Origin of the sequence: Allobosea massiliensis (genome assembly GCF_042655245.1) — a bacterium.
GTDB classification, from domain to species: domain Bacteria; phylum Pseudomonadota; class Alphaproteobacteria; order Rhizobiales; family Beijerinckiaceae; genus Allobosea; species Allobosea massiliensis.
The window spans coordinates 14,554-37,694 of sequence record NZ_JBHSLU010000008.1; the positions used below are offsets into that span (position 1 = coordinate 14,554).

Here is a 23,141-nt window from a genome sequence, read left to right on the forward strand (position 1 = left end):
CGGCGGGGAGCGTCAGGGGCGCTTGAACGGCCAGCGGATGACACCGCCGGCCTGGAGCGCCCACCAGACCAGCACCGGCTGCAGCGCCAGGCGCGGCGCGTGATACCACCAGCTCGAGGGAAGGCCTGTCACGGCAACGCCTTCCAGCGCATGCTTGATGTTGGCCGGGAACACGCAGGCCGCGTAGAGCGCGAGCCCGATGCCGGCCGCCGGGCGCAGGCGCGGGATCATCAGGCCGACGGCACCGGCGATCTCCGCAACGCCGGTGGCGATCACGACCGCAAGAGGCGCCGGCACCCAGTCCGGCACGATCGGCAGGAAACCCTCGGGTCGGGCGAGATGCAGCAGGCCGGCCGCGAGATAGAACGCCGCCAGCAGCCACCGCATCCCCCGGCGCCAGCGGCTTTCAGCCATCACGTCACCTCGAACCAGGTCCACAGGCCGCGGTCGAAGCGCTCCAGCACGGTCGAAGAGATCAGCCAGCGGCCGGGATTCTCGGCGATGAAGGCGATGTGCAGGCGCTTGCCGTCCGGGATCTGCACGGTGTCGAGGAAGTAGGGCTCCCAGCCATCGTCGAGCGGGTGAAGCAGGCGGAAGCAATGGCCGTGGACATGCAGCGGCTGCAGGAAGGCGGTCCGGTTGTCGATCGCGAGCACGATCGGCGTGCCGCGCTTGACGCTGAAGAGCGGCTTGCCCGCGGCATCGCCGACCCCGCCATTGAGGCGCCAGGGCCGCGCTGGATCGACGCTCGCCATGTCGAGCTTCAGGTCGGCACCGAGCTTCGCCCCGCCCTCGATCACGATCTGCGGTCGCACCGCATCCTGCAGGCGCACCGCCGCCGGCAGCGTCGGGTTGGCCTTGAGGGCCATCGGCGCGGTCGAGACCGGCCGGGCGGTGCCCTCGGTGACAAGCCGGACCAGCGGCACGCCCGAGCCGACGAGCGCCGTGACGATCGCGGTCGCCCCGGCCTCCGCCGGCATGTCGACCAGGAGGTCGTAGCGGGTCCCCGGCGCGAAGGGCAGTTGCGAGCGCACCGGCTCGAAGGATTCGGTCGGTTGCCCGTCGACCGCGATGACCACCGCCTTGATGCCGTCAAAGCGCAGCCGCATGATCCGGGCGTTGCAGGCATTGGCGAGCCGCAGCCTCACCCGCGCTCCGGGCGCCACCGGCACACGCTGCGGCGGCGCCGCGCCGTTGACGGTCACCCAGCTCCCGAGCCGCCCGGCGGCCGCAACGGCAGGGCTGTCGGGCGCGAAGGGCTGGACCGCATTGTCGTCGCCGAGCAGCCAGTCGGTGACCAGAACGGGCAGGTCGAGCGTGACCGGTGGCGGTTCGGGCTCCTCGACGACGAGCAGGCCGCTGAGCCCCCGCCCGGCGGGCTCGGCGGCACCGCCGAGCACCAGCGGCCGATACAGGATGGTGCCCGAATCCGGCGGCTTCAGGCGATAGGTGAAGCGCTCGCCTGGCGCGATCGCGGGCTGGCTGAAGCCGCCGACCCCGTCCATCGCCGCGTCGCCCCGCAGCCCGTGCCAGTGCAGTGACAGCGGCCCGCTGGTGTTGTTGAGCAACTCGAGGCGCAGCGCCTCGCCCTGGCGGATCCTCAAAGTGGGCCCCGGCGTGGCGCCATCGAAGGCCCAGATCTCGCTGTCGAGCGCCGGTGCCGGGCGCAGACGCGCTTTCGCAGGCGCCGCGGTGAGCGTGCGCAGGGGCGGCTCGGCGGCAGCCGCCGGGGGCGAGGCCGACTGGGCGCTGGCCCCGCCGGGCAGGGCGGCGAGCGCGCTCGCGGCGGCCAAACCGGTCAGCGCGGCGCGGCGGGTCGGTAGGGCGGGGCTGTCGATCGTGTCGGTCATGCACAACCGCATAATCGGCGGCGGGAGCGAAGGCGAGAGGCCGTGCCCTTGCGATCGCGTGAGGACGGCCGCCCGGCGTCTTTTGCAGAACCGTCATTTTTTTGCTGCATGGGCCGCCTGAAATGCGTATAGCACCGGCGCCCAATGATGGCCGCGCTGCGCTTTTGCGCATGCTGGCGCCATCGGGCCGGCGGGCGTGGCGGAACTGGTAGACGCACTGGTTTTAGGTACCAGCGGCGAAAGTCGTGGGGGTTCGAGTCCCTCCGCCCGCACCATCGAATGGTTTTCGTGAGCGCGGCGGCGGTCTCCCCGGCGTCGCGCTTTGGACATTGAAGTAACGAGCTGTTGGCGGATCGAAAACGATGAACGTGACCGAAACCCTCTCGCAGGGCCTCAAGCGCGAATTTCAGGTGGTGCTGAACGCCGCCGACCTCAAGACGCGGCTCGATGACGGCCTCCAGGGTCTGCAGGGCAAGGCGCGCATCAACGGCTTCCGCCCCGGCAAGGTGCCGGTCGGGCATCTGCGCCGGCTCTATGGCCGCTCGGTCATGGCCGATGTCGTCCAGAACGCGGTCAACGAAGCCAATCAGAAGATCGTCGCCGATCACGGCCTGAAGCTCGCCTTCGAGCCGCAGATCAAGTTCCCCGAGAACAAGGACGAGATCGAGGCCGCGATGGAGGCCAAGGGCGATCTCGCCTTTACCGTCGCGCTCGAGGTCCTGCCGAAGATCGAACTCGCCGACCTCTCGGACGTGGCGCTGACCAAGCCGGTCGCCGAGGTTCCGGACGCCGATGTCGACGCCGCCCTGGAGCGGATGGCGTCCTCGAACCGCAGCTTCTCCAACAAGGGCGAGAAGGCCAAGGCCGAGAAGGGCGACCGCCTGATGATCTCCTTCGTCGGCACGCTCGAGGGCAAGCCCTTCGACGGCGGCACGGGCGAGGGCATCGCGCTGGACGTCGGCGCCGGCCAGTTCATCCCCGGCTTCGAGGAGCAGCTCGAGGGCGCGAAGGCCGGCGAGACCCGCACCGTCAAGGTGACCTTCCCGGAGAACTATACCGCCCAGCATCTCGCCGGTAAGCCGGCCGAGTTCGAGGTCACCGTCACCGAGGTCCAGGCTCCCGAGCCGGTCAAGATCGACGACGAGCTCGCCAAGGCGTTCGGCCTGGAGTCGCTCGACGCGCTGAAGACCGCGATCCGCGAGCAGATCGGCCGCGACTTCGCCACCCAGTCGCGCCGCAAGCTCAAGAAGAGCCTGCTCGACGCGCTCGACGGCAAGTACACCTTCGAGCTGCCGCCGACGCTCGTCGAGCAGGAGTTCGGCAGCGTCTGGAGCCAGGTCGAGGCCGACATGAAGGACGCCAAGAAGTCCTTCGAGGACGAGGGCACGACCGAGGAGGCCGCCCGCGCCGACTACCGCAAGATCGCCGAGCGCCGCGTCCGTCTTGGTCTCGTGCTGGCCGAGATCGGCGAGCAGGCCAAGGTGCAAATCTCGGATGACGAGGTCACTCAGGCTCTCGTCGAGCGCGCCCGTCAGTTCCCGGGCCAGGAGAAGCAGGTCTGGGAGTTCTACCGCAAGAACCCGCAGGCTCTCGCCGAGATCCGCGCGCCCATCTTCGAGGAGAAGGTCGTCGACCACCTGCTCGGGCAGGTGAAGGTCGAGGACCAGACCGTCTCGCGCGAGGCGCTCTTCGCCGACGAGGACGCCGACGCGGCCGCCGAGGCCAAGCCGAAGAAGGCGGCCGCCAAGAAGGCGAAGAAGGCCGACAAGGCCGAGGATTCCTCCGGCGACGACGCATCCGTCTGACGATACGGAAACCTTATTCTCAACATTCGCGCCGCTCGGCCCCGTGCCGGGCGGCGCTTCTCTTTTCAGCCGCGTTTGCCGTGCTTATGTGTGTGGCTCTCACGACAGTCACGATTCGACCGACCGCCGGTTCCCGGCCTCCGCTCTTCCGGCCTCTTCCATCCAAGGACATCTCCATGCTTCGCGATCCGATCGAGACCTACAACAATCTCGTCCCGATGGTGGTCGAGCAGTCGAGCCGCGGCGAGCGTGCCTTCGACATCTATTCGCGCCTGCTGCGCGAGCGGATCATCTTCCTGACCGGGCCGGTCGAGGATTACTCGGCGTCGCTGATCGTGGCGCAGCTCCTGTTCCTCGAGGCCGAGAACCCCAAGAAGGAAATCTCCTTCTACATCAACTCGCCCGGCGGCGTGGTCACCTCCGGCCTGTCGATCTATGACACGATGCAGTTCATCCGCTGCCCGGTGACGACGCTCTGCGTCGGCCAAGCCGCCTCGATGGGCTCGCTGCTGCTGACCGCCGGCGCCAAGGACATGCGCTTCGCCCTGCCGAATGCCCGCATCATGGTGCATCAGCCCTCCGGCGGCTATCAGGGCCAGGTCACCGACATCCTGATCCATGCCCGCGAGGTCGAGAGCCTGAAGCGCCGGCTGAACGAGATCTATGTCAACCACACCGGCCGCACCTATGCCGAGATCGAGGCGGCTCTCGAGCGCGACAATTTCATGACCGCCGAGGCGGCCCGCGAGTTCGGGCTCATCGACAAGGTCATCGACAAGCGCCCCGAGGACCCGGCCTGATCGCGGCTGCGACCAGCGGGCGCGTTGCAGATGGGTTGGCTCGGCCTCGCCGAGTCCCCATATTGCCAGGTGGCCGGCCCCGTGTTTGCATGGGGAATCGGACGGATGCGGGATGATCCCGCCGGTGTCCCACGCTGATCCGCTTGTGGATCAGCCGCGAAATCAGGCGTCTCGGAACGGGCCGTTAACCTGATGATCGTGAACTGGACGCCTATGATGACGAAGAGACGACGGTTGCATCCGCTTAGGGCTGATGTGGTCTCCGGCTCCGAGAATGGAGATGGACGATGAGTAAGGTCAGCGGCGGCGATTCCAAGAGCACGCTCTACTGCTCCTTCTGCGGCAAGAGCCAGCACGAGGTTCGCAAGCTCATTGCGGGTCCGACCGTGTTCATCTGCGACGAATGCGTCGAGCTCTGCATGGACATCATCCGCGAGGAATCGAAGTCCGCGCTGGTCAAGTCCAAGGACGGGGTGCCGACGCCGAAGGAGATCCGCAAGGTTCTGGACGACTACGTCATCGGCCAGGAGCACGCCAAGAAGGTGCTCTCCGTCGCTGTCCACAACCATTACAAGCGCCTCTCGCACGCGACGAAGCACAACGACGTCGAGCTGGCGAAGTCCAACATCCTGCTGATCGGGCCGACCGGCTCGGGAAAGACGCTGCTCGCGCAGACGCTGGCCCGCATCCTCGACGTGCCCTTCACCATGGCCGACGCGACGACGCTGACCGAAGCCGGCTATGTCGGCGAGGATGTCGAGAACATCATCCTCAAGCTGCTCCAGGCCTCCGACTATAATGTCGAGCGGGCGCAGCGCGGCATCGTCTACATCGACGAGATCGACAAGATCAGCCGCAAGTCCGACAACCCGTCGATCACGCGCGACGTCTCGGGCGAGGGCGTGCAGCAGGCCCTGCTCAAGATCATGGAAGGCACCGTCGCCTCCGTGCCGCCGCAGGGCGGGCGCAAGCATCCGCAGCAAGAGTTCCTGCAGGTCGACACCACCAACATCCTCTTCATCTGCGGCGGCGCCTTCGCCGGCCTCGACAAGATCATCGCGGGCCGCGGCAAGGGCACCTCGATCGGCTTCGGTGCGACCGTGAAGGGCCCCGACGAGCGCCGCACGGGGGCGATCTTCCGTGAGGTCGAGCCCGAGGATCTGCTGAAGTTCGGTCTGATCCCGGAATTCGTCGGCCGTCTGCCGGTCCTGGCGACGCTGGAGGATCTCGACGAGGCCGCGCTGAAGACCATCCTGACCGAGCCGAAGAACGCGCTGGTCAAGCAGTATCAGCGTCTCTTCGAGATGGAGGACACCGAGCTGACCTTCACCGACGAGGCGGTTGGCCTGATCGCCCGCAAGGCGATCGAGCGCAAGACCGGCGCGCGCGGCCTGCGCTCCATCATGGAGGGCATCCTGCTCGAGACGATGTACGAGCTGCCGGGCCTCGAGGGCGTCGAGCAGGTCGTGATCGGCCCGGAGGCCGTGGAATCCAAGTCTCGCCCTCTGTTCATCTACTCGGAGCGCGAGGACGAGGCGAAGTCGGCCTCGGCCTGAGACGCCGCGTGATCGGGCCGGGCTGGTATTGGGCGGGTGTCCGAAGCGGCCCTGCCTGTGCCTTGCCAGATAACAAATCGTCGAACGCGCGCCGTCTGGCGCGCGTTTTGCGTATCCGGCCCGGCGTCTGCTTGGGCCCTCGCGGCGAATGCTTGACCGGTCTGTCTCCTGCCCTGGTGGCGGTGGCGCGAAATCGGGCCGCCGTCTCGGCTGGAGCAAATTGACGCGGTGCAATTGTCTGGGGCCAACTGTCGCCGGATCGCTTGAAAGCCGGTGAGGAAGTCTCCACTTTAGGCTCACTCGCGAGAGTCGCATGCCTGTCGAGGGTGCGATGCGCGGGGGCGGATGGGCGAATGGTCGCCACGTCCGCTTACGTCCGGCGCCGACGCCCATTGCGGGGAAGACGGCGGGCGCAACCACAAAGGAATAGTCATGACTGGCTCGGCGCCCCGCGCTCCTTTCGTGCCCGGTGAAACCGGCACCTATCCGGTTCTCCCCCTGCGCGACATCGTCGTTTTCCCCCACATGATCGTGCCGCTCTTCGTCGGCCGCGAGAAGTCGATCCGTGCGCTCGAGGAGGTCGTGAAGACCGACGGGCTGATCCTGCTCGCCACGCAGAAGAACGCCGGCGACGACGATCCGGAAACCAAGGACATCTACGAGATCGGCACGCTCGCCCGCGTGCTGCAGCTGCTCAAGCTGCCTGACTCCACCGTCAAGGTGCTGGTCGAGGGCGTCGGCCGCGCCAAGGCGACGGCCTATGTCGCCGACGAGGCTTTCTACCAGGCCGAGGCCGTCGGCCTCGCCGAGGAGGAGGGCAAGAAGGTCGAGGTCGAGGCGCTGGGCCGCTCGGTCGTCAGCGAGTTCGAGAGCTATGTGAAGCTCAACAAGAAGATCTCGCCCGAAATCGTCGCCGCCGTGTCGCAGATCGAGGAGCCCTCGAAGCTCGCCGACACCGTGGCCTCGCATCTGGCCGTCAAGATCGCCGACCGTCAGGCGGTGCTCGAGATCACCCATGTCGCGCATCGGCTCGAGAAGGTGCTCTCGCTGATGGAAAGCGAGATGTCCGTGCTCCAGGTCGAGAAGCGCATCCGCTCGCGCGTCAAGCGCCAGATGGAGAAGACCCAGCGCGAATACTACCTCAACGAGCAGATGAAGGCGATCCAGAAGGAGCTCGGCGACGGCGAGGAAGGCCGTGACGAGCTCGCCGAGCTGGAAGAGCGCATCGCCCGCACCAAGCTCTCCAAGGAGGCCCGCGACAAGGCCATCGCGGAGATGAAGAAGCTGCGCCAGATGTCGCCGATGTCGGCCGAGGCGACGGTCGTGCGCAACTATCTCGACTGGATGCTCGGCATTCCGTGGGGCAAGAAGTCGAAGATCAAGAAGGACCTGCCGGCCGCCCAGGCTGTGCTGGACGACGATCATTTCGGTCTCGACAAGGTCAAGGACCGCATCGTCGAGTACCTCGCCGTGCAGCAGCGCGCCAACCGGCTCGCCGGCCCGATCCTGTGTCTCGTCGGTCCTCCCGGCGTCGGCAAGACCTCGCTCGGCAAGTCGATCGCCAAGGCGACGGGTCGCGAATTCGTGCGCATGTCGCTCGGCGGCGTGCGTGACGAGGCCGAGATCCGCGGTCACCGCCGCACCTATATCGGCTCGATGCCCGGCAAGATCATCCAGTCGATGAAGAAGGCGAAGACGGCCAACCCGCTCATCCTGCTCGACGAGATCGACAAGATGGGCCAGGACTTCCGCGGCGATCCGTCGGCGGCCCTGCTCGAAGTGCTCGATCCGGAGCAGAACGGCACCTTCAACGACCACTATCTCGAGGTCGATTACGACCTGTCGAACGTCATGTTCGTGACGACGGCGAACACGCTGAACATCCCGCCGGCCCTTCTGGACCGCATGGAGGTGATCCGCATCGCCGGCTACACCGAGGACGAAAAGACCGAGATCGCCCGCCGCCACCTGATCCCGAATGCGATCAAGAAGCACGGGCTCGAGTCGAAGGAGTGGTCGATCGAGTCCGATGCGCTGCAGACCCTGGTCCGCCGCTATACGCGGGAGGCCGGTGTCCGCAATCTCGAGCGCGAGCTGTCCAACACCGTCCGCAAAGCGGTGAAGGACATCGTCCTGACCAAGAAGAAGAAGGTCACCGTCACGAGCGAGCTGCTAGAGGAGTATCTCGGCCCGCCGCGCTATCGCTACGGCATGGCGGAGACGGAGGATCAGGTCGGTGTCGTCACGGGCCTGGCCTGGACCGAGGTCGGCGGCGAGCTGCTGACGATCGAAGGCGTCATGATGCCCGGCAAGGGCAAGATGACCGTCACCGGCAACCTCAAGGAGGTGATGAAGGAATCGATCTCCGCGGCGGCGTCCTATGTCCGCTCGCGCGCCGTCGATTTCGGCATCGAGCCCCCGCTCTTCGACCGTCGGGACATCCATGTCCATGTTCCCGAAGGAGCGACCCCCAAGGACGGACCGTCGGCCGGTATCGCGATGGCGACCTCGATCGTTTCGATCCTGACCGGCATCCCGACCAACCGCGACGTCGCCATGACCGGCGAGGTCACGCTGCGGGGCCGGGTGCTGCCGATCGGCGGGCTGAAGGAGAAGCTCCTCGCGGCGCTGCGGGGCGGCATCAAGAAGGTGCTGATCCCCGAGGACAACGCCAAGGATCTGGTCGATCTGCCGAAGTCCGTGAAGGAGGGCATGGAGATCGTGCCGGTTTCGCGGATGGAGCAGGTCCTGCAGCATGCCCTGACGCGGCAGCCCGTGCCGATCGTCTGGGAAGAGGATCTGAAAGCGCCTCCCAAGGTGGCCGAGGACGATGCGGCCGGCGTCGTCGCTCACTGAAGCTGGCTGACGTTCAATCGAAAGGCCGCCGGGCAACCGGCGGCCTTTCCCTATGGGAAAGCCTTAACCATCCGCTGGCATGTTCGGAGCGTCCGAGTTGGTCGCAGCGGTCATGGCTAAGGCGAGAGTAAGTTTGGGAGACGCGCCCGGAAGGCCGGCCCCGCCCGCCGCGTTCGGTTCCAGATCGCTGATCTGGTCCATCGTGCTACCGGGCGTCTCGGCCATCATGATGCTCATGATCGCGCTCTCTGCCTATTTGCCGGGCTCGATCATCGCGGTCGAGGTGCGCGCGGCGCGAGAGCGGGCCGTCGCGGGCGCGATGCGGCTCGTGGCGCTGCGGGCCTTCTACTCCGACGCCGTCATCGCCCGCTTGTCGCCCAAGGCCGAGGGGGCGGCCAAGTCCGGATACGGCCCGGATCTGCATGCGATCCCCGTGCCCACCAGCTTCCTGCTCGACTACACCGAGAAGCTGGCCGCCGGGGGCGATCAGATCAGGCTCGTCAGCCCCTTTCCCTGGCCACAGCGGCCGCGGCGGGAGAGCCTCGACGCCTTTCAGGCGGCCGCCTGGAAGGCCCTGACGGAGGACAGGACGCCCTCCTTCAGCGCGATCGAGGGCGAGGGCGCCGAGGCCATCCTGCGCGTCGCCGTGGCCGATCGCATGACGCAGAGCTGTGTGGACTGTCACAACAATCATCCGGCCTCGCCGGCGCGGCACTGGAAGGTCGGGGATGTGCGCGGCCTGATCGAGATCAGGCAGCCTCTCGCCACCGTCACGCGGGAGGCGCGGGAGATCGGCTGGCGGCTGGCCCAGGGCGGGCTGCTGGCGGCTGCGATCCTCGATCTCACCTTCATCGCCGTCGGGCTTCGCGTGGTCCGGCCCCTGCGCGACCTGACCGCCACCATCGGGCAGCTCGCGCATGATCGTGGGGGAGAGGTCGCGATACCCTATGTCGGCCGGCGTGACGAACTGGGCGTTGTCGCGCGAGCCCTGGAGATGTTGAAGCAGGAACGACGCGCGGCTCACAGCGCGCAGCGGGAAGCGGATGAGGAGGCCCGTCAGCGGCTGGAGCGCGCCGGCCGTCTGCATCGCTTCAGCGCCGGGTTGGGCGAGGATCTCCACCGCCTGCGTGCCGAAGCGGCGTCGTCCTCGGAGGCGATCCGCGGGGCGGTGGACGAAGTCGCCACGCTGTCGGTCGTTAGCGGCGAGCTCGTGCATCAGGCCGGCACCCACGCCGCCCGGCTGGACGAGGCTGGGCGGGCGGTGATCGCGCTCGGCACGGACATCGGCACGGCCGTGCAGGCGGTGGAAGCCCATCTCGATCTCGTCGGCCATCAGGCCGAGCACGCCGTGCGTCGTTCGCGCGATGCCGAGGAGCGGACCCGCCGCCTCGCCGCCGAAGCCACCCGGGTCGGCGATGTCGTCGGGGTGATCCGGGACATTGCCGAGCAGGTCAATCTGCTCGCCCTCAACGCGACCATCGAGGCCGCCCGGGCAGGGCCGGCCGGGCGCGGCTTCGCCGTCGTCGCCGGCGAGGTCAAGGCGCTGGCCGAGCGCACGGCATCCGCGACCGAGGATATCGCCGATCGGATCCGCCAGATCCAGCAGGCCTCGGGGGAGGTCGCCGCCCAGATCACCGACATGACCGGCGGTCTCGTCGGCGACGGGGCCACGGCCCGCGATCTGGCCCAGCGGCTGCGCGACGACGTTGCCGTCTCGGCCGATATCGAGCGCCATATGCGGACGGTGTTCGAGGAGGCGAATGCCCTGGTCGCCGCTCTTGATCGCGTCCGGAGCGAAACGGCGGCCGCGGGCGGCACCGTGCAAGCGCTCGACGAGGCGTCTTCGCGGGTCGCGGACGCGGTCAAGCAGCTAGACCGCCACGCCGAATCGCTCTCGCGCGAGATCGCCACAGCCTGAGGGGGCTGGATGGTGGGCGGTGACGGGCTCGAACCGCCGACCCTCTCGGTGTAAACGAGATGCTCTACCGACTGAGCTAACCGCCCGCGCAGCCGCATGTAAGCCGTGCGGAGGCGGCCATCAAGCTTTCCGTGGTGGGAGGACGGGATGGACGGTGGACGCATCGCCTGCTCCATCCCGGCCATCTGCATTTTGCCGGCGCTGCGCGCTTGACACTTCGGGCCGGTCGCCATAATCCACACCTCGCCGACGGCCACAGCGCCTCGGATGCCCTGCGCGGGCGTAGCTCAGTTGGTTAGAGTGCCGGCCTGTCACGCCGGAGGTCGCGGGTTCGAGCCCCGTCGCCCGCGCCATTTCTTCAATAATCTCAAAAAATTGCCGGCAGAAGCGGATCCGTTGGTTCGGATGCCGCTTGAGGCGCTTTTGCGTGCTGCCTATGCTGGAAGCCGGCTGCGATTTGCCTCGATGTCGAGGACGCTTTGGCCGCGAATCCGCGAGGCTTTTCCGCTCATGACGGCTTCCCTTTTGCTGCGCGACGTCCGCCCCTTCGGCGCTGCGGCGACCGACATTCTGATCGAGAACAGCCGCATCGCCCGGATCGCGCCGGCCATCGCGGCGCCCGGCGTCGCGGTAGAGGAGGGACGCGGCGAGATCGTCGTGCCCGGCCTCGTCGAGGCCCACACCCATCTCGACAAGAACCTGCTCGGCCTGCCCTGGTATGTGAACGAGGTCGGCCCGAATCTGCTCGACAAGATCGACAATGAGCGGATGAACAAGAAGAGGCTCGACATCGAGCCCGCCCGTCAGTCGGCCCGGCAGGCGGTGCGAGCCTCGGTCTTCGGCGCGACGCATATCCGCAGTCATGTCGATGTCGACACTGAGCATGGCCTTTGGGGCATCGAGGGCGTCATGGCGACGCGCGACGCCTGGCGCGACATCGTCGACATCGAGCTGGTCGCCTTCCCGCAATCGGGCCTGCTGCGCCGCCCGGGAACGCTCGAGGTCATGGACGCGGCCATGAAGGCCGGTTGCGAGGTCGTTGGCGGGCTCGACCCCTGCGGCATCGACCGCGACCCCAAGGGCCATCTCGACGCGATCTTCGGGCTCTGCCAGCGCTACGGGAAGCCGCTCGACATCCATCTCCACGAGCCCGGCGAGATGGGTGCCTTCTCGCTCGACCTGATCATCGAGCGCACGCGGGCGCTGGGCATGAAGGGCAAGGTCGCGATCAGCCACGCCTTCTGCCTGGGCACGCCCGATCCGGCGCTGGTCGATCCGCTGATCGAGCAAGTTGCGGCGCTCGACATCGCCATCGTCACCACCGCGCCGGCGAGCCGCCCGGTTCCCGCGGTCAAGCGCATGCTCGCCGCCGGCATCCGCATCGCCGCCGGGTCCGACGGTATCCGCGACACCTGGAACCCCTATGGCAATGGCGACATGCTAGAGCGCGCCGTGCTGGTCGGCCTGCGCAACAATCTCCGCCGTGACGACGAGGTCCGGCTCGCGCTCGACACCTGCACCGTCGAGGGCGCGAAGCTGATGGAGGTGGCCGATTACGGGCTGGCCGAGGGCTGCGCCGCCGATCTGCTGATCCTGCCCGGCGAGACACTGGCCGAGGCGGTCGTCAACCGCTCGCCCAACCGCCGCGTCCTGAAGCGCGGCCGCATCGTCGCCCGCGACGGGGTGCCGCTTCGGCCTGCGACCTGAGGCTGCAGCTCAGTTCTTCTTGAGCCCCGACAGGCTGCGCGCCTCGACCTGGTCCATGGCGCGCACCTGGCCCCAGAAGCTCGCCGGCGTCTCCAGCAGAGGCCGGAATCCGCAATAATCTAGCATCCATTCCGTCTGCGCCTGCGCCGTGTCGAGCACCGCATCCTCGTTGACGAATAGCGCCTTGCGGCCACGCAGCGCGATCCGGCCGTCGACGATGACGGTGTCGACGTCGTTGCCATTGGCGAAATAGACCAGCCGGAACAGCGGCATGTTGGCCGGGTAGAGATGTGGCCGGCGCCAGTCGAGCAGCACGACATCGGCCTTCTTGCCGACCTCGAGCGAGCCGATCTCGTCGGCCATGCCGAGCGCGCGCGCGGCATCCACCGTGCACATCTCCAGCACGCGGCCCGGCGGCAGCCAGCTCGGATCGTGGTGGAAGGTGCGGTGGTAATGCATGCATTGCTGCATATGCCGGAACATGTCGCCCGAGCGGTCCGGCGCCGTCGCATCCGAGCCGAGGCAGACATTGGCACCGGCCTCGAGCAGCTCCGTCACCGGGCAGCGGGCCAGGATCGAGGCGACGGCGGACGGATTATGGACGATATGCGTGCCGGTATCGGCGACGATCGCGATCTCCTCGTCGGTCAACGCTGTCGAATGCGAGAGCAGCGCATGGGGCCCGAGAACGCCGAGCTCCCTGGCATAGGCGACGCTGCCCTTGGTGTGCCCGTCCTGCGTGAAGACGAGGCCGGCCTCCCGGGCGAAATCGGACATGCGACGGCCCTGCGCACGCGCATCGGCCAGATCCGACGCGCTGAGCCCGGCCTCGTGCTCGGCCCGCAGCGTCGGCGTGATCAGCGCGATGTTGAGCCGCTTTCCGAGCCGGCCATGCTGCGACTCGACCAGCGATTGGCAGGTCGCGAACATGTCTTCAAAACTCGTGGCGTGTTCCTTCACCTCGCCGTTCTCGAAGCGGGCATAGGTGCGCGGGAAGGGCGGGCGCGTCGCGCCGACCGCCAGCACCGAGCGCGTGCCGACCTCGGCGACGCCGTCGAGATGCGCCTCGCCATAAACCGGCTCGTCGCAGCGCATGATGGTGTCACCGCCGCCGAGCAACGCGACCGCCGTGGTCACGCCGAAACGCAGTCGCTCCAGCGCCGCGAGCTGCGCCTCCGCGCGCCACCATTCCGGCGTCGAGGCGACGGTGTAGACGGTGTGGCAGACCTCGTACCATTCGTCGCTGCGCCCGCCGCCCATGGTCTTGATCAGGCCGTGGCCGGCATGGGTGTGCGCGTCGATCAGGCCCGGCATCACGATCTTGCCGCCCGCGTCGATGATGGTCTCGGCATCGCCATGGCTGATCGCGAGCTCGGCGCTGGTGCCGACGGCGACGATGCGGTCGCCTTTGATCGCGACGGCGCCGTCCTCGATGACGCGGCGGGTGCCGTCCATCGTCACGACCACGCCGTGCTGGATCAGGATGTCGGTCATGGTCGTCTCCTCAGGCCGGATGTTTGGTTCGGTGAAGCGGCCGTCAGGCCTCGCCGCGAATGCGCTCGAGCGTCGGCACGAGCGAGAGCAATTGCCGGGTGTAGTCGGCCTGGGGCGCCGTGAAGAGCGTCTCGGCGGCCGCCATCTCGACGATGCGACCCGCCCGCATCACCGCGACCCGGTCGCACATCTGGCGGATGACCGCGAGGTCATGACTGATCAGCAGAAGCGTCAGCCCGGTCGCGTCGCGCAGATCCTTCAGCAGGTTGAGGATCTGCGCCTGGACCGAGACGTCGAGCGAGGAGGTCGGCTCGTCGCAGACGATCAGCCGCGGCCGCGCGCCCAGCGCCCGCGCGATCGAGAGCCGCTGGCGCTGGCCGCCGGAGAAGGCATGTGGGAAGCGCTGCGCGGCTTCCGCCGGCAGGCCGGCGGCCTCGATCAGCAGGCCGACATCGGCCTCGGCCTCGGCCCGCGTCCGGGCCAACTCGTAGAACAGGATCGGCTCCGCCAGGATGCGGCCGACCCGCATCCGCGCGTTCAGCGAGGAATAGGGATCCTGGAAGATCATCTGGATCGCGCGCCGGGCCTTGCCCTTGCGCGGGGCCGCCTCCGCGCCGGCGATCACCTGGCCATCGAAGCGGATGCTGCCGCCGGTCGGCGCCCGCAGGCCCGCCACCACATTGGCGATCGTGGTCTTGCCGCAGCCGGATTCGCCGACGAGGCCGAAGACCTCGCCTTGCCGGATCTCGAAGCTCACCCCGTCGACGGCCCGGAAGGCGCGGGCGCCACGGCCGGCCAGGAAGCCTGCCCCGTAGTCGACGCTGAGATTGTCGACGCTGAGTAGCGGCACGTCGCGACCCGACGACGGGTCCCCGACGGCCAGGGCCTTTTCCCGTAGCTGGTCTCGCGCGGCGCCGGCCTCGGTCTGGTTCGCCCCGTCGAGCATGGGAAAACGGTCGAGCCGGATGTCGATGCGCGGCACGGCGCCGATCAGGGCCTTGGCATAATCCGCCTGCGGCGTGCGCAGCACCTGCGCCACCGGCCCGCTCTCGACGATGCGGCCGCGGTGCATGATCGTCACCGTATCGGCGATCTGCGCGACGACGCCCATATTGTGCGTGACGAGCAGGATGCCGATGCCGCGCTCATCCGCCAGCCCGCGCAGCAGATCGAGGATCTGCGCCTGAATCGAGACGTCGAGCGCCGTCGTCGGCTCGTCGGCCACCAGCAGCCGCGGCTCGCAGGCCAGGGCGCAGGCGATGACGACGCGCTGGCGTTGCCCGCCGGAGAGCTGGTGCGGATAGGCCGACAGCCGTCGCTCCGGCTCGGGAATGCCGACCGCCTTCAACAGATCGAGGGCGCGCGCCCGCGCCGCGGCCCGGTCGAGCGGCAGATGCGCCCGCAGCGTCTCGACGATCTGGCTCTCGATCGTGAAGAGCGGGTTCAGGCTCGTCATCGGGTCCTGGAAGACCGCGCCGATGTCGCGCCCGAGCCGGATCGCGCCCGGCTTCAGCGGGTCGAAGGGCTGGCCGTCGAGGGCGATCGTGCCCGAGGCGATGCGGCCCGGCTTTTCGAGCAGGCCGAGCACGGCATTGCCGATCGTCGTCTTGCCCGCGCCGGATTCGCCGACCAGCGCATGGATCTCGCCCGGTGCGATGGTCAGCGACGCGCCTTCCACCGCCGTCAGCACGCCACCATCCGCAAGCGGGTATTCGATCCGCAGCCGGTCGATGGCGAGGATGGGGGCAGGGGCGCTCATCCGCGCCCCCGCAGCTTCGGGTTGAACAGGTCGCGCAGCCAGTCGCCGACGATGTTGACGCCGAGCACCAGCAGCACCAGCAGAAGCGCCGGGAACAGCGCGATCCACCAGACGCCGGAGAAGACGAACTCGTTGCCGATGCGGATCAGCGTGCCGAGTGAAGGGTAGGTCGGCGGCATGCCGACGCCGAGAAAGGAGAGGGTGGCTTCCGTCAGTACGGCAGCCGCGAGGTTGATCGTCGCGATGACCAGCACCGGCCCCATCACATTGGGCAGGATGTGCCGCAGCATGATCTGGCGGGAAGGCAGGCCGATCACCTTGACGGCGCGGACATAGTCGCGCGCGCTCTCGACCATCGTCGCGGCCCGCACGGTGCGGGCATACTGCACCCATTCATGGATGGCGATCGCGCCGACGAGGATGAAGGGCGCCCATTCGGCCGAACTCGCGGCCGGAAACAGCATCCGCGTCACGCCCGCCACCAGCAAGGCGAGCAGGATGGTCGGGAAGCTCAGGATGATGTCGCCGAAGCGCATGATCGCGGCATCGACCCAGCCGCCGAAATAGCCCGCGACCAGGCCGAGCCCGACGCCGACCACTGCGGCGACCAGCACCGCCCCGCCGCCGATCAGGATCGAGACCCGCGCGCCATAGAGCATGGCCGAGAGCAGGTCGCGGCCCTGGTTGTCGGTGCCGAGCAGGAAGCGCGGATCGCCCTCGGGCGAGAAGCGCGGCGGCAGCTCCGCATCGATCAGGTTGAAGCTGGTCAGGTCGGTCGGATCGAAGGGCGCGATCAGCGGCGCGAGCGCGGCCGCCGCGACGATGACGACGGCCATCAGCCCGGCGAGCCAGACCGACAGCGGGACGCGTCTCAGGCGGCGGGAGAGGGAGGCGGCCACGCTCAACCCCTCACGCGCAGGCGCGGATCGACCAGCGCATAGAGCAGGTCGACGGCGGTGTTGATCAGCACGAAGAGCAGACCGACGAAGAGCAGATAGGCCGCCATCACCGGCACGTCCGAGAAGCTGACCGCCTGGATGAAGAGCAACCCCATGCCCGGCCACTGGAAGACGGTCTCGGTGACGATGGCGAAGGCGATCAGCGAGCCGATCTGCAGGCCGGTGACGGTGATCACCGGCATCAGCGCATTGCGCAGAGCCAGCGTGAAATGGATGTGCCGGGCCGATAGGCCCCGCGCCCGGGCGAAGCGGATATAGTCGCTGGAGAGCACGTCGATCAGCTCCGATCGCACCAGTCGCATGATCAGGGTGAGCTGGTACAGCGCCAGCGTGATCGAGGGCAGGATCAGCGCCTTGAGCCCGCTCGCGGTCAAAAGCCCGGTCGACCAGGGTCCGATCTGCACGGTCTCGCCCCGGCCGAAGGAGGGCAGGAGCCCGAGCGTCACCGCAAAGGTCAGGATCAGCACGATTCCCGTCACGAAGGTCGGCGTCGAGATGCCGATCAGCGACACCGCCTGCACCAGTCGTGCCGCGATCCCCTCCGGCTTCAGCGCGCAGAGCACGCCGAGCGGGATGCCGAGCGCCAGCGAGAGGATCGTCGCGACCAGAACCAGTTCCAGCGTCGCCGGCAGCCGCTCCGCGATCAGCGCCGCCACGGGGCGCTGGTTGCGGAAGCTGATCCCGAAATCGCCCTGCACGATGCGGCCGAGGAAGCCGGCGTATTGCACCAGCACCGGCCGCTCGAGCCCGAGCGCCTCCCGCAACTCTTGTTTCTCCTCCACCGTCGCGTTTTCGCGCGACAGGGCCGAGACCGGATCGCCGACGAAACGGAACATCCCGAAGGAGACCGCCGAAACCGCGAGCATCACGAGCACGGCCTGTCCGAGCCGGGCGATCAGGAGGGGCAGCATGGCAGCCGGTCCGGCCTCTATCGGCGCGTCACTTCACCTGTGCGAACCAGAGGCGGACATACTCGTCCGGGAACTGCGGCACATCCAGGCCCTGGCGCGAGGCCCAGGCCACCGGCTGCAGATGCAGGGGAATATAGGCGACCGTGTCCTTCGCAACCTTCAGCGCCTGCACCATCATCGCGCGGCGCTTGGTCTCGTCGAGTTCCACGGCCGCCTCCCGGGTCAGCCGCTCGATCTCGGGGTTGGTGTAACCCATCGGGTTCGACCCGCCATAGCCGTCCTTCGGCGCGGTCAGCAGGGCCGAGAGCACGCTGAATCCGTCCATCGGTGGCAGGGTGGCCCAGCCGAGCATGAACGCGTCGAACTCGCCGCGGTCCTGCTTCGGGAAATAGGTCGCGCGCGATTCCGTCTTCACCTCGGTCTGCACGCCGATGCGGCTCCACATCGCGGCGACGGCGACGCAAATGGCCTCGTCGTTGATGTAGCGGTCGTTGGGGCAGTTCAGTCCGAGCTTGAAGCCGTTGGGATAGCCCGCTTCGGTGAGCAGCGCCTTGGCCTTGTCGGCGCTGTAGCCGGGCAGGGTGTCGTTGGCCTTGTCGTAGCCCGGCACCGGCGGCGCCACGAGCGTGCCGGTGTTCTGCGACTTGCCGCGCATGACGCGCTTCTGGATCGCGTCGAGATCGATGCCCTGCCAGAGCGCCTGGCGGACCTTGAGCTCTTTGAGCGGGTTCTTCTGCCCCGGCATCGACTTCAGTTCGTCACGCTGGCTCAGGCCGAGGAAGATCAGGCGCAGGGATGGCTCCTCGATCACCTTGAAGGCGCTGTTGGCGCCGATGCGGGCGAGGTCCTGCAGCGGAGCCGGCGCGATCAGGTCGAGCTCCCCCGAGAGCAGGGCGGCGACGCGCGTGGCGTCCGACTTGATCGGTTTGAACTCGATGCGGGTGACATTGTGGGCCGGCTTGTCCCACCAGTCGGGATTCACGACCATCGTCGTCCCGGCATCCGGCTTGAAGGATTCGAGCTTGAACGGCCCCGTGCCGATGGCGGTGTTGGAGGCGGCGGTGCTGACGCCGGTGGCGATGTTGCCGGGCTTGAGCGAGCCGGTCTGCTCCATCCACTCCTTGTCGAGGATGTAGATGCCGGCGAGGTCGTTCAGCAGCAGGGGGTAGGGGCCCTTGGTGATCAGATCGACCGTGAAATCGTCGACCTTCTCGGCGCGGATCACCTGCGAGAGATTGCCGCGCGCCCGTGCACCGGGGTCGAGCAGACGGGTGATCGAGGCGACGACGTCGTCGGCCGTAAAGGCATTGCCGTTGTGGAACTTCACGCCCTTCCGCAGCTCGAAGCGCCAGGTGTCGGGCTTGACCGTCTTCCAGCTCGTCGCCAGCGCCGGCTCGAGCTGCATCGTCCGCCCGCGGCGCACCAGCGGGTCGAAGACGTGGTGGAGCATCGCCGTGGTGAAGCTCTCGGTCTGGGCATAAGGGTCGAGGGTGGCGATGTCGGTCGGCGCGGACCAGCGCACCGTGTTCGCACCAGCCGCGGTGGCAGCGAGAGCGACTGCCGAGGCAGCCACCAGAAGCGTGACGATCCGGTTCATCTGATACCCCCCACAGCAAAGAATTGCATGCTGTATCTTACGCAAACTGCATGCAATTGCGTCAAGCGGGGAATCCGCGCTCTCGCTCAGATTCCTGCCCGTTCTTTCATCAGCGCATAGGCAGCGCCCGCCCGGTCGAGAACCGCGCCGGCATCCATTGTGAGTGGCGCGCGGTCGCGCAGCAGGAGGCGGCCATCAACCATGACATGGCTGACATCGGCGGCGTTGGCGAAGAAGACCAGTCGTTCTACCGGCAAGTCGGCGGGATGGAGATGGGCGCCCCGCATCGACACCACGACGAGATCGGCCCGCTTGCCCGGTTCGATCGAGCCGAGGCTGTCGCCGAGACCGAGCGCGGCGGCGCCACCCCGTGTCGCCATCTCCAGGATCGTCCAAGCGTCGATGGCGGACGGGTCCTTCCAGCGGATCGCTTGGTGGCGATGGGCCATGAACATCGTTCGGAACAGATCGAGCGAGCGATCCGGCGCCGGTCCGTCGGTGCCGAGCCCGACGCGCAGCCCCGCGGCGAGCATGGCGGGCGCCGGGCAATAGCCGAACACCGCCATCAGCGAACTCGGCGTGTAGGCGGCCGCGCAGCCGCGCGCGACCATCGTGGCGATGTCGGACTCCGTCAGGTCGATGCAATGGGCCAGGACCGAGTGTTCGTCGAACAGGCCGAAGCGCTCGGCCATGAAGGCGACCGACCCGTCGCGATGGCCGTCCTGCACGAAGCGGCTGCCGCTGCGACGCGCGAGGTCCCAGGCGGCGATGACGCTGTCGGCGATGGCACGCTGCGCCTGCGGATCGCCGGCTGCGAAATCGGCCGCGCTGACGACCGGAGCGGACACGGCGACGTCGATCCGGCCATCGGCGGCCTCCCGCCAGGATGTGACGACAGCCTCAATGGTCGCGAGCTGGTCCGCGAGCCCGATGGCGCGCTCGGCCCCGCCGCGGCCCCAGTCGCGTCGGCGCTTCGGAAAGGGCGGGCGATCGATGCCCATCACCAGAATTTCGCGCAGGCCGCTCGCCGCCACGGCGGCGAGATGCGCCTCGGCGAAGGCGGGGTCCTCGCTGCGCATGACATTGTCGCCGCCGCCGAAGAAGGGCACGGCGAGCGTCGTCCCGCCCATCAGCCGCTCCAGCGCCTGGAGCTCGGCATCCGCCGTCCAGAAGGCGAGATCGGAATGCAGCGCATAGACGTCGCCGACCGTCGCCATCCAGTTGTCGACGCCGCCGCCGAGATTCTTCGTCAGGCCGTGGCCGGCATGCAGATGCAGATCGATCAGGCCCGGGATCAGGATGGCACCCTCGCAATCGAGGCGCTCGGCCTCGGCGGGAAACGGCTCGGGCCAGCGCCCCTCTGCGACCGTGATGATCACGCCGTCCGAGACGACGACATGGCCGCGGTCGAGGATCAGTCGGCTCCCGTCGACGGGAATGACGACGGCGTTACCGAGGACCGTGAGCCTAGCCTCCGTCATGGCGCCGCCTCGACGGGATAACTCGGCTGGAAGATCTCCGAAACCGGAGGGTGCCCCCAGGTCCTCTCTGGATACTTGGCGATCAGCCCGTCGAACTGCCGCTGCGCGCGGGCATGGGCTGCTGCCGCGTCGAAGCCGGGGATGGCACCGTCCACGAGCACATGGCGCCCCTCCACGAAGACGTCGGTGACGTCGCGCCCCGCGCTGGACTGCATCAGGGTCTGGATCGGGTCGATCACCTGCCCGATCCGGTCATGGCCGAAATCGATCGCGATCAGATCGGCCCGCGCGCCGGGCATCAGCCGCCCGAGATCGGGGCGACCGAGTGCATCGGCTCCGGCCGAGGTCGCGGCGTCGAATAGCTGCGCGCTGCTCGGCTGGCTGACCGAGCCGGCCATCACCCGGCCGAGCATCAGCCCGACCTGCATGTTGAGGATCATGTCCGGCGGCCAGGTGTCGGTCCCGAGCCCGATGCGCAGTCCCCGTGCGACGAGATCGGACAGGCCTGCGAGCGCCGCGCCGTTGCGCGCCATCACCACCGGGCAATGGACGACCGTCGCATCGGCCGCGAGCAGGGCGGCGAGGTCGGCGTCGCGCGTCGAAACGCCGCCGACGCTCGGAAAATCCGTGAAATGCGGCAGCAGCACACGGGGGCCGAGCACGCCGAGACTGTCCAGCCACGAGGTCGGCGAGAGCCCGTGCAGCCGCATCACCGTCTCGACCTCGAAGCGCGACTGGTGGCAGTGCAGCCGCAGCGGTACGTCGAGATCGCGCGCCGCGGCCGCGGTGCGGCGCAGAAGTTCCGGCGTGCAGCTCTCGATCCGGTCCGGTGCCAGCATGGTCCGGACCCGTCCGCCAGCCAGCCCTTCCATGTCGCGGCAGAAGCGGATCGCCTCGTCGAGACCCGCGAGCCCGCGCGCCTCGTCCATGAAGAGGCTGACCGCGCCGGCCTCGTCGACTTGCGTGTGGCCGCTGCGATAGGCCGGTCCGAGATAGACCCGCAGGCCGAGATCCTCGGCCGCTTCGGCGGCCGCGGCGAATTCCTGATAGGTCTCGCCCCAGGCGCGGTAGAACAGGGACGCGATGGGCAGCGCCGTGGTGATGCCATTGCGCAGAAGCTGCGCCAGTCCATAGCGCTTCTGGAAGGCGAGTTCCTCGGGCCTGTACATCTCATAGGGCCCGCGCGCGATATAGCTTGTCGGCCAGATGCGCCCCTTGCGCCAGGAGGGCGTGTTGTCGAGGCTCAGCACGGCGGTATCGAGATCGCAGACCGCATCGAGATCGATGAAGCCCGGTGCGATCAGGGCGTCCGGCCGGTCGACCCGGCGCGCGACCTCGCCGGGAAAACCGTGCCCGACGAAGACGATCTCGCCGCCCTCGAACACCACCTCGCCGCGCTCGATCAGGACATGCCGGCCGCCGCGATGGCCGACGACCCATCGCCCGCTGACCAGCGTGCGTCCCCTGCTGTCCGTGCCGAATGTCATGCGGCGGCTCCTGCAACCCATGTGCCGCCCGCCTCGCAATCTGCGGGTTGGCCGACCAGGAGAACCATTCAAACGCCCCATCACGGCCGCGGCAATGATGTCGCCGGTTGCAGATCCACGCCACCACGCCCGGGCATTGAGCCGGCGCGGCGCTTCGCCTACATCTGGAAGAGACGAATCCCCCGCAGGATCGGCGTCGGCTCAACCTCCGAGGACGACATTCTCGACAGCGCTCGACTTTACTATCAGCCGCAGGTCGGTTCGGACGGGAAGACGTTCGTCGGGGTCGAATGCCTGCTGCGATCGGTCAACGCCGACGGATCGGTGGCGGGGCCGGGAGGCATCCTCGACAAGGTGGTCGATGATGCGACGGCCGATGCGCTGGACTGGTGGGTGATCCGGCAGGCCTGCACGGATGGGCTGCGCTGGCCGCAGCTCACGATTGCGGTGAACATCAGCGCGCGGCAGTTCCAGGCGCCGGACTTTGCCGCAAGGCTGCTGGCGGTCATCGCGGAATTGGGTAGCGCGCCCGCCCAAATCGAGCTCGAACTGCTCGAGAGCGGGATCATCGAGAATTTCGAGCGGGCCATCGAAACGATGGAGGTGCTGCGGCGCGCCGGCATCCGCATCGCGCTGGACGATTTCGGCACGGGCTATTCGAGCCTCGGCTATCTGCAGAAGCTCCCGATCGACAAGCTCAAGCTCGACAAGTCTCTGGTGGACGGCACCGGCGAGCTGAAAGCGGCCGCGATCGTTCAGGCAGTGACGGCGCTGTCGCGGGCACTCGGCCTCAAGGTCGTGGCGGAAGGGGTCGAGACCCGCGCGCAGCAGCAGTTCCTGCGCATTGCCGGCTGCCACCTGCTTCAGGGCTATCTGTTCTCGCCAGCTGTCCCCGCCGAACGGATCGATCAGTTCTTGCGCGGGGGCTGGCCGGCGGTCGCCGACACGCCGGCCTGAGGCG

General features: G+C 68.0%; 17 protein-coding genes and 3 tRNA genes. 9 read left to right on the forward strand and 11 right to left on the reverse strand.

The genetic code is table 11. The features are described 5' to 3' along the window. Nucleotides 1-12: 12 nt before the first annotated feature. Together ACFPN9_RS05325 and ACFPN9_RS05330 are read right to left on the reverse strand one after the other, a co-directional pair. Entirely contained in the window at nt 13-414 is a 402-nt protein-coding gene (locus ACFPN9_RS05325; protein ID WP_066716451.1) for a DoxX family protein, read from the reverse strand. Next, nucleotides 414-1,850: a multicopper oxidase family protein gene (locus ACFPN9_RS05330; protein WP_066716448.1), complete on the reverse strand. Its 1,437-nt coding sequence runs from the start codon at nt 1,848-1,850 to the stop codon at nt 414-416. The genes ACFPN9_RS05325 and ACFPN9_RS05330 overlap by 1 nt, the downstream gene beginning before the upstream one ends. Before the next feature lie 190 nt (nt 1,851-2,040). On the opposite strand from ACFPN9_RS05330, the gene ACFPN9_RS05335 reads away from it, so the two are divergent. The 5 genes from ACFPN9_RS05335 (at nt 2,041) to lon (ending at nt 8,867) form a co-directional block, all read left to right on the forward strand. Continuing rightward, nucleotides 2,041-2,125, forward strand: a tRNA-Leu gene (locus tag ACFPN9_RS05335). Between the two features lie 87 nt (nt 2,126-2,212). Further along, complete coding sequence (gene tig, locus ACFPN9_RS05340; protein ID WP_066716445.1) at nt 2,213-3,655, forward strand: trigger factor; 1,443 nt, start codon at nt 2,213-2,215, stop codon at nt 3,653-3,655. Nucleotides 3,656-3,831: 176 nt separating this feature from the next. Continuing rightward, nucleotides 3,832-4,455, forward strand: coding sequence for an ATP-dependent Clp protease proteolytic subunit (locus tag ACFPN9_RS05345; RefSeq protein ID WP_066716441.1), 624 nt, complete (start codon nt 3,832-3,834; stop codon nt 4,453-4,455). Between the two features lie 287 nt (nt 4,456-4,742). Next, entirely contained in the window at nt 4,743-6,011 is a 1,269-nt protein-coding gene (gene clpX / locus ACFPN9_RS05350; RefSeq protein ID WP_066716439.1) for an ATP-dependent Clp protease ATP-binding subunit ClpX, read from the forward strand. A 432-nt stretch (nt 6,012-6,443) separates the two neighbouring features. After that, on the forward strand, nt 6,444-8,867 hold the full coding sequence (gene lon / locus ACFPN9_RS05355) for an endopeptidase La (RefSeq protein ID WP_066716438.1): 2,424 nt from the start codon (nt 6,444-6,446) through the stop codon (nt 8,865-8,867). A gap of 63 nt (nt 8,868-8,930) precedes the next feature. Here lon and ACFPN9_RS05360 read toward each other — a convergent pair whose 3' ends face one another. Next, nucleotides 8,931-9,104 (reverse strand): hypothetical protein, encoded by a 174-nt coding sequence (locus tag ACFPN9_RS05360; RefSeq protein WP_197426509.1) that lies wholly within the window; start codon nt 9,102-9,104, stop codon nt 8,931-8,933. Here ACFPN9_RS05360 and ACFPN9_RS05365 point away from each other — a divergent pair. Continuing rightward, nucleotides 9,103-10,785: a methyl-accepting chemotaxis protein gene (locus ACFPN9_RS05365; RefSeq protein WP_377815828.1), complete on the forward strand. Its 1,683-nt coding sequence runs from the start codon at nt 9,103-9,105 to the stop codon at nt 10,783-10,785. The genes ACFPN9_RS05360 and ACFPN9_RS05365 overlap by 2 nt on opposite strands. A 10-nt stretch (nt 10,786-10,795) precedes the next feature. Here ACFPN9_RS05365 and ACFPN9_RS05370 read toward each other — a convergent pair. Continuing rightward, nucleotides 10,796-10,871, reverse strand: a tRNA-Val gene (locus ACFPN9_RS05370). A gap of 190 nt (nt 10,872-11,061) precedes the next feature. On the opposite strand from ACFPN9_RS05370, the gene ACFPN9_RS05375 reads away from it, so the two are divergent. Both ACFPN9_RS05375 and ACFPN9_RS05380 read left to right on the forward strand, forming a co-directional pair. After that, a tRNA-Asp gene (locus ACFPN9_RS05375) sits at nt 11,062-11,138 on the forward strand. A 157-nt stretch (nt 11,139-11,295) separates the two neighbouring features. Further along, nucleotides 11,296-12,492, forward strand: a complete 1,197-nt coding sequence (locus tag ACFPN9_RS05380) for an amidohydrolase family protein (protein ID WP_066716595.1) — start codon at nt 11,296-11,298, stop codon at nt 12,490-12,492. A 9-nt stretch (nt 12,493-12,501) separates the two neighbouring features. Here ACFPN9_RS05380 and ACFPN9_RS05385 read toward each other — a convergent pair whose 3' ends face one another. The 7 genes from ACFPN9_RS05385 to ACFPN9_RS05415 form a co-directional block, all read right to left on the reverse strand. Continuing rightward, a complete protein-coding gene (locus ACFPN9_RS05385; RefSeq protein ID WP_066716436.1) occupies nt 12,502-13,986 on the reverse strand; it encodes an amidohydrolase family protein in 1,485 nt (494 codons plus the stop codon). A gap of 43 nt (nt 13,987-14,029) precedes the next feature. Beyond that, the gene (locus ACFPN9_RS05390; protein WP_377815831.1) at nt 14,030-15,745 is read right to left on the reverse strand and encodes a dipeptide ABC transporter ATP-binding protein; all 1,716 of its coding nucleotides are present in this window, start codon (nt 15,743-15,745) and stop codon (nt 14,030-14,032) included. Further along, complete coding sequence (locus ACFPN9_RS05395) at nt 15,742-16,581, reverse strand: ABC transporter permease (protein WP_082735425.1); 840 nt, start codon at nt 16,579-16,581, stop codon at nt 15,742-15,744. Before ACFPN9_RS05395 ends, ACFPN9_RS05390 begins: the two co-directional genes overlap by 4 nt. Before the next feature lie 65 nt (nt 16,582-16,646). After that, entirely contained in the window at nt 16,647-17,615 is a 969-nt protein-coding gene (locus ACFPN9_RS05400) for an ABC transporter permease (RefSeq protein ID WP_066716429.1), read from the reverse strand. A 28-nt stretch (nt 17,616-17,643) separates the two neighbouring features. Further along, the gene (locus ACFPN9_RS05405; RefSeq protein ID WP_066716426.1) at nt 17,644-19,212 is read right to left on the reverse strand and encodes an ABC transporter substrate-binding protein; all 1,569 of its coding nucleotides are present in this window, start codon (nt 19,210-19,212) and stop codon (nt 17,644-17,646) included. Nucleotides 19,213-19,298: 86 nt separating this feature from the next. Further along, nucleotides 19,299-20,693: an amidohydrolase family protein gene (locus ACFPN9_RS05410; RefSeq protein WP_066716423.1), complete on the reverse strand. Its 1,395-nt coding sequence runs from the start codon at nt 20,691-20,693 to the stop codon at nt 19,299-19,301. After that, nucleotides 20,690-22,180, reverse strand: coding sequence for a chlorohydrolase family protein (locus ACFPN9_RS05415; RefSeq protein ID WP_066716422.1), 1,491 nt, complete (start codon nt 22,178-22,180; stop codon nt 20,690-20,692). Before ACFPN9_RS05415 ends, ACFPN9_RS05410 begins: the two co-directional genes overlap by 4 nt. Before the next feature lie 21 nt (nt 22,181-22,201). Between ACFPN9_RS05415 and ACFPN9_RS05420 the strand changes: the two genes are divergently transcribed. Next, nucleotides 22,202-23,137 carry an EAL domain-containing protein gene (locus ACFPN9_RS05420; protein WP_068075045.1) on the forward strand — a complete coding sequence of 312 codons (936 nt, stop codon included), beginning with the start codon at nt 22,202-22,204 and terminating at the stop codon, nt 23,135-23,137. Nucleotides 23,138-23,141 lie beyond the last annotated feature (4 nt).

What these genes read in the sequence shown, in the direction of transcription:
- ACFPN9_RS05380 (WP_066716595.1), top strand. Translation starts at nt 11,296, where the DNA reads ATGACGGCTTCCCTTTTGCTGCGCGACGTCCGCCCCTTCGGCGCTGCG.
- ACFPN9_RS05400 (WP_066716429.1), bottom strand. Translation starts at nt 17,615, where the DNA reads ATGCTGCCCCTCCTGATCGCCCGGCTCGGACAGGCCGTGCTCGTGATG.
- ACFPN9_RS05395 (WP_082735425.1), bottom strand. Translation starts at nt 16,581, where the DNA reads ATGGCCGTCGTCATCGTCGCGGCGGCCGCGCTCGCGCCGCTGATCGCG.
- ACFPN9_RS05415 (WP_066716422.1), bottom strand. Translation starts at nt 22,180, where the DNA reads ATGACATTCGGCACGGACAGCAGGGGACGCACGCTGGTCAGCGGGCGA.
- ACFPN9_RS05330 (WP_066716448.1), bottom strand. Translation starts at nt 1,850, where the DNA reads ATGACCGACACGATCGACAGCCCCGCCCTACCGACCCGCCGCGCCGCG.
- clpX (WP_066716439.1), top strand. Translation starts at nt 4,743, where the DNA reads ATGAGTAAGGTCAGCGGCGGCGATTCCAAGAGCACGCTCTACTGCTCC.
- ACFPN9_RS05385 (WP_066716436.1), bottom strand. Translation starts at nt 13,986, where the DNA reads ATGACCGACATCCTGATCCAGCACGGCGTGGTCGTGACGATGGACGGC.
- ACFPN9_RS05405 (WP_066716426.1), bottom strand. Translation starts at nt 19,212, where the DNA reads ATGAACCGGATCGTCACGCTTCTGGTGGCTGCCTCGGCAGTCGCTCTC.
- ACFPN9_RS05345 (WP_066716441.1), top strand. Translation starts at nt 3,832, where the DNA reads ATGCTTCGCGATCCGATCGAGACCTACAACAATCTCGTCCCGATGGTG.
- ACFPN9_RS05360 (WP_197426509.1), bottom strand. Translation starts at nt 9,104, where the DNA reads ATGAGCATCATGATGGCCGAGACGCCCGGTAGCACGATGGACCAGATC.
- ACFPN9_RS05365 (WP_377815828.1), top strand. Translation starts at nt 9,103, where the DNA reads ATGATCGCGCTCTCTGCCTATTTGCCGGGCTCGATCATCGCGGTCGAG.
- ACFPN9_RS05410 (WP_066716423.1), bottom strand. Translation starts at nt 20,693, where the DNA reads ATGACGGAGGCTAGGCTCACGGTCCTCGGTAACGCCGTCGTCATTCCC.
- lon (WP_066716438.1), top strand. Translation starts at nt 6,444, where the DNA reads ATGACTGGCTCGGCGCCCCGCGCTCCTTTCGTGCCCGGTGAAACCGGC.
- tig (WP_066716445.1), top strand. Translation starts at nt 2,213, where the DNA reads ATGAACGTGACCGAAACCCTCTCGCAGGGCCTCAAGCGCGAATTTCAG.
- ACFPN9_RS05325 (WP_066716451.1), bottom strand. Translation starts at nt 414, where the DNA reads ATGGCTGAAAGCCGCTGGCGCCGGGGGATGCGGTGGCTGCTGGCGGCG.
- ACFPN9_RS05390 (WP_377815831.1), bottom strand. Translation starts at nt 15,745, where the DNA reads ATGAGCGCCCCTGCCCCCATCCTCGCCATCGACCGGCTGCGGATCGAA.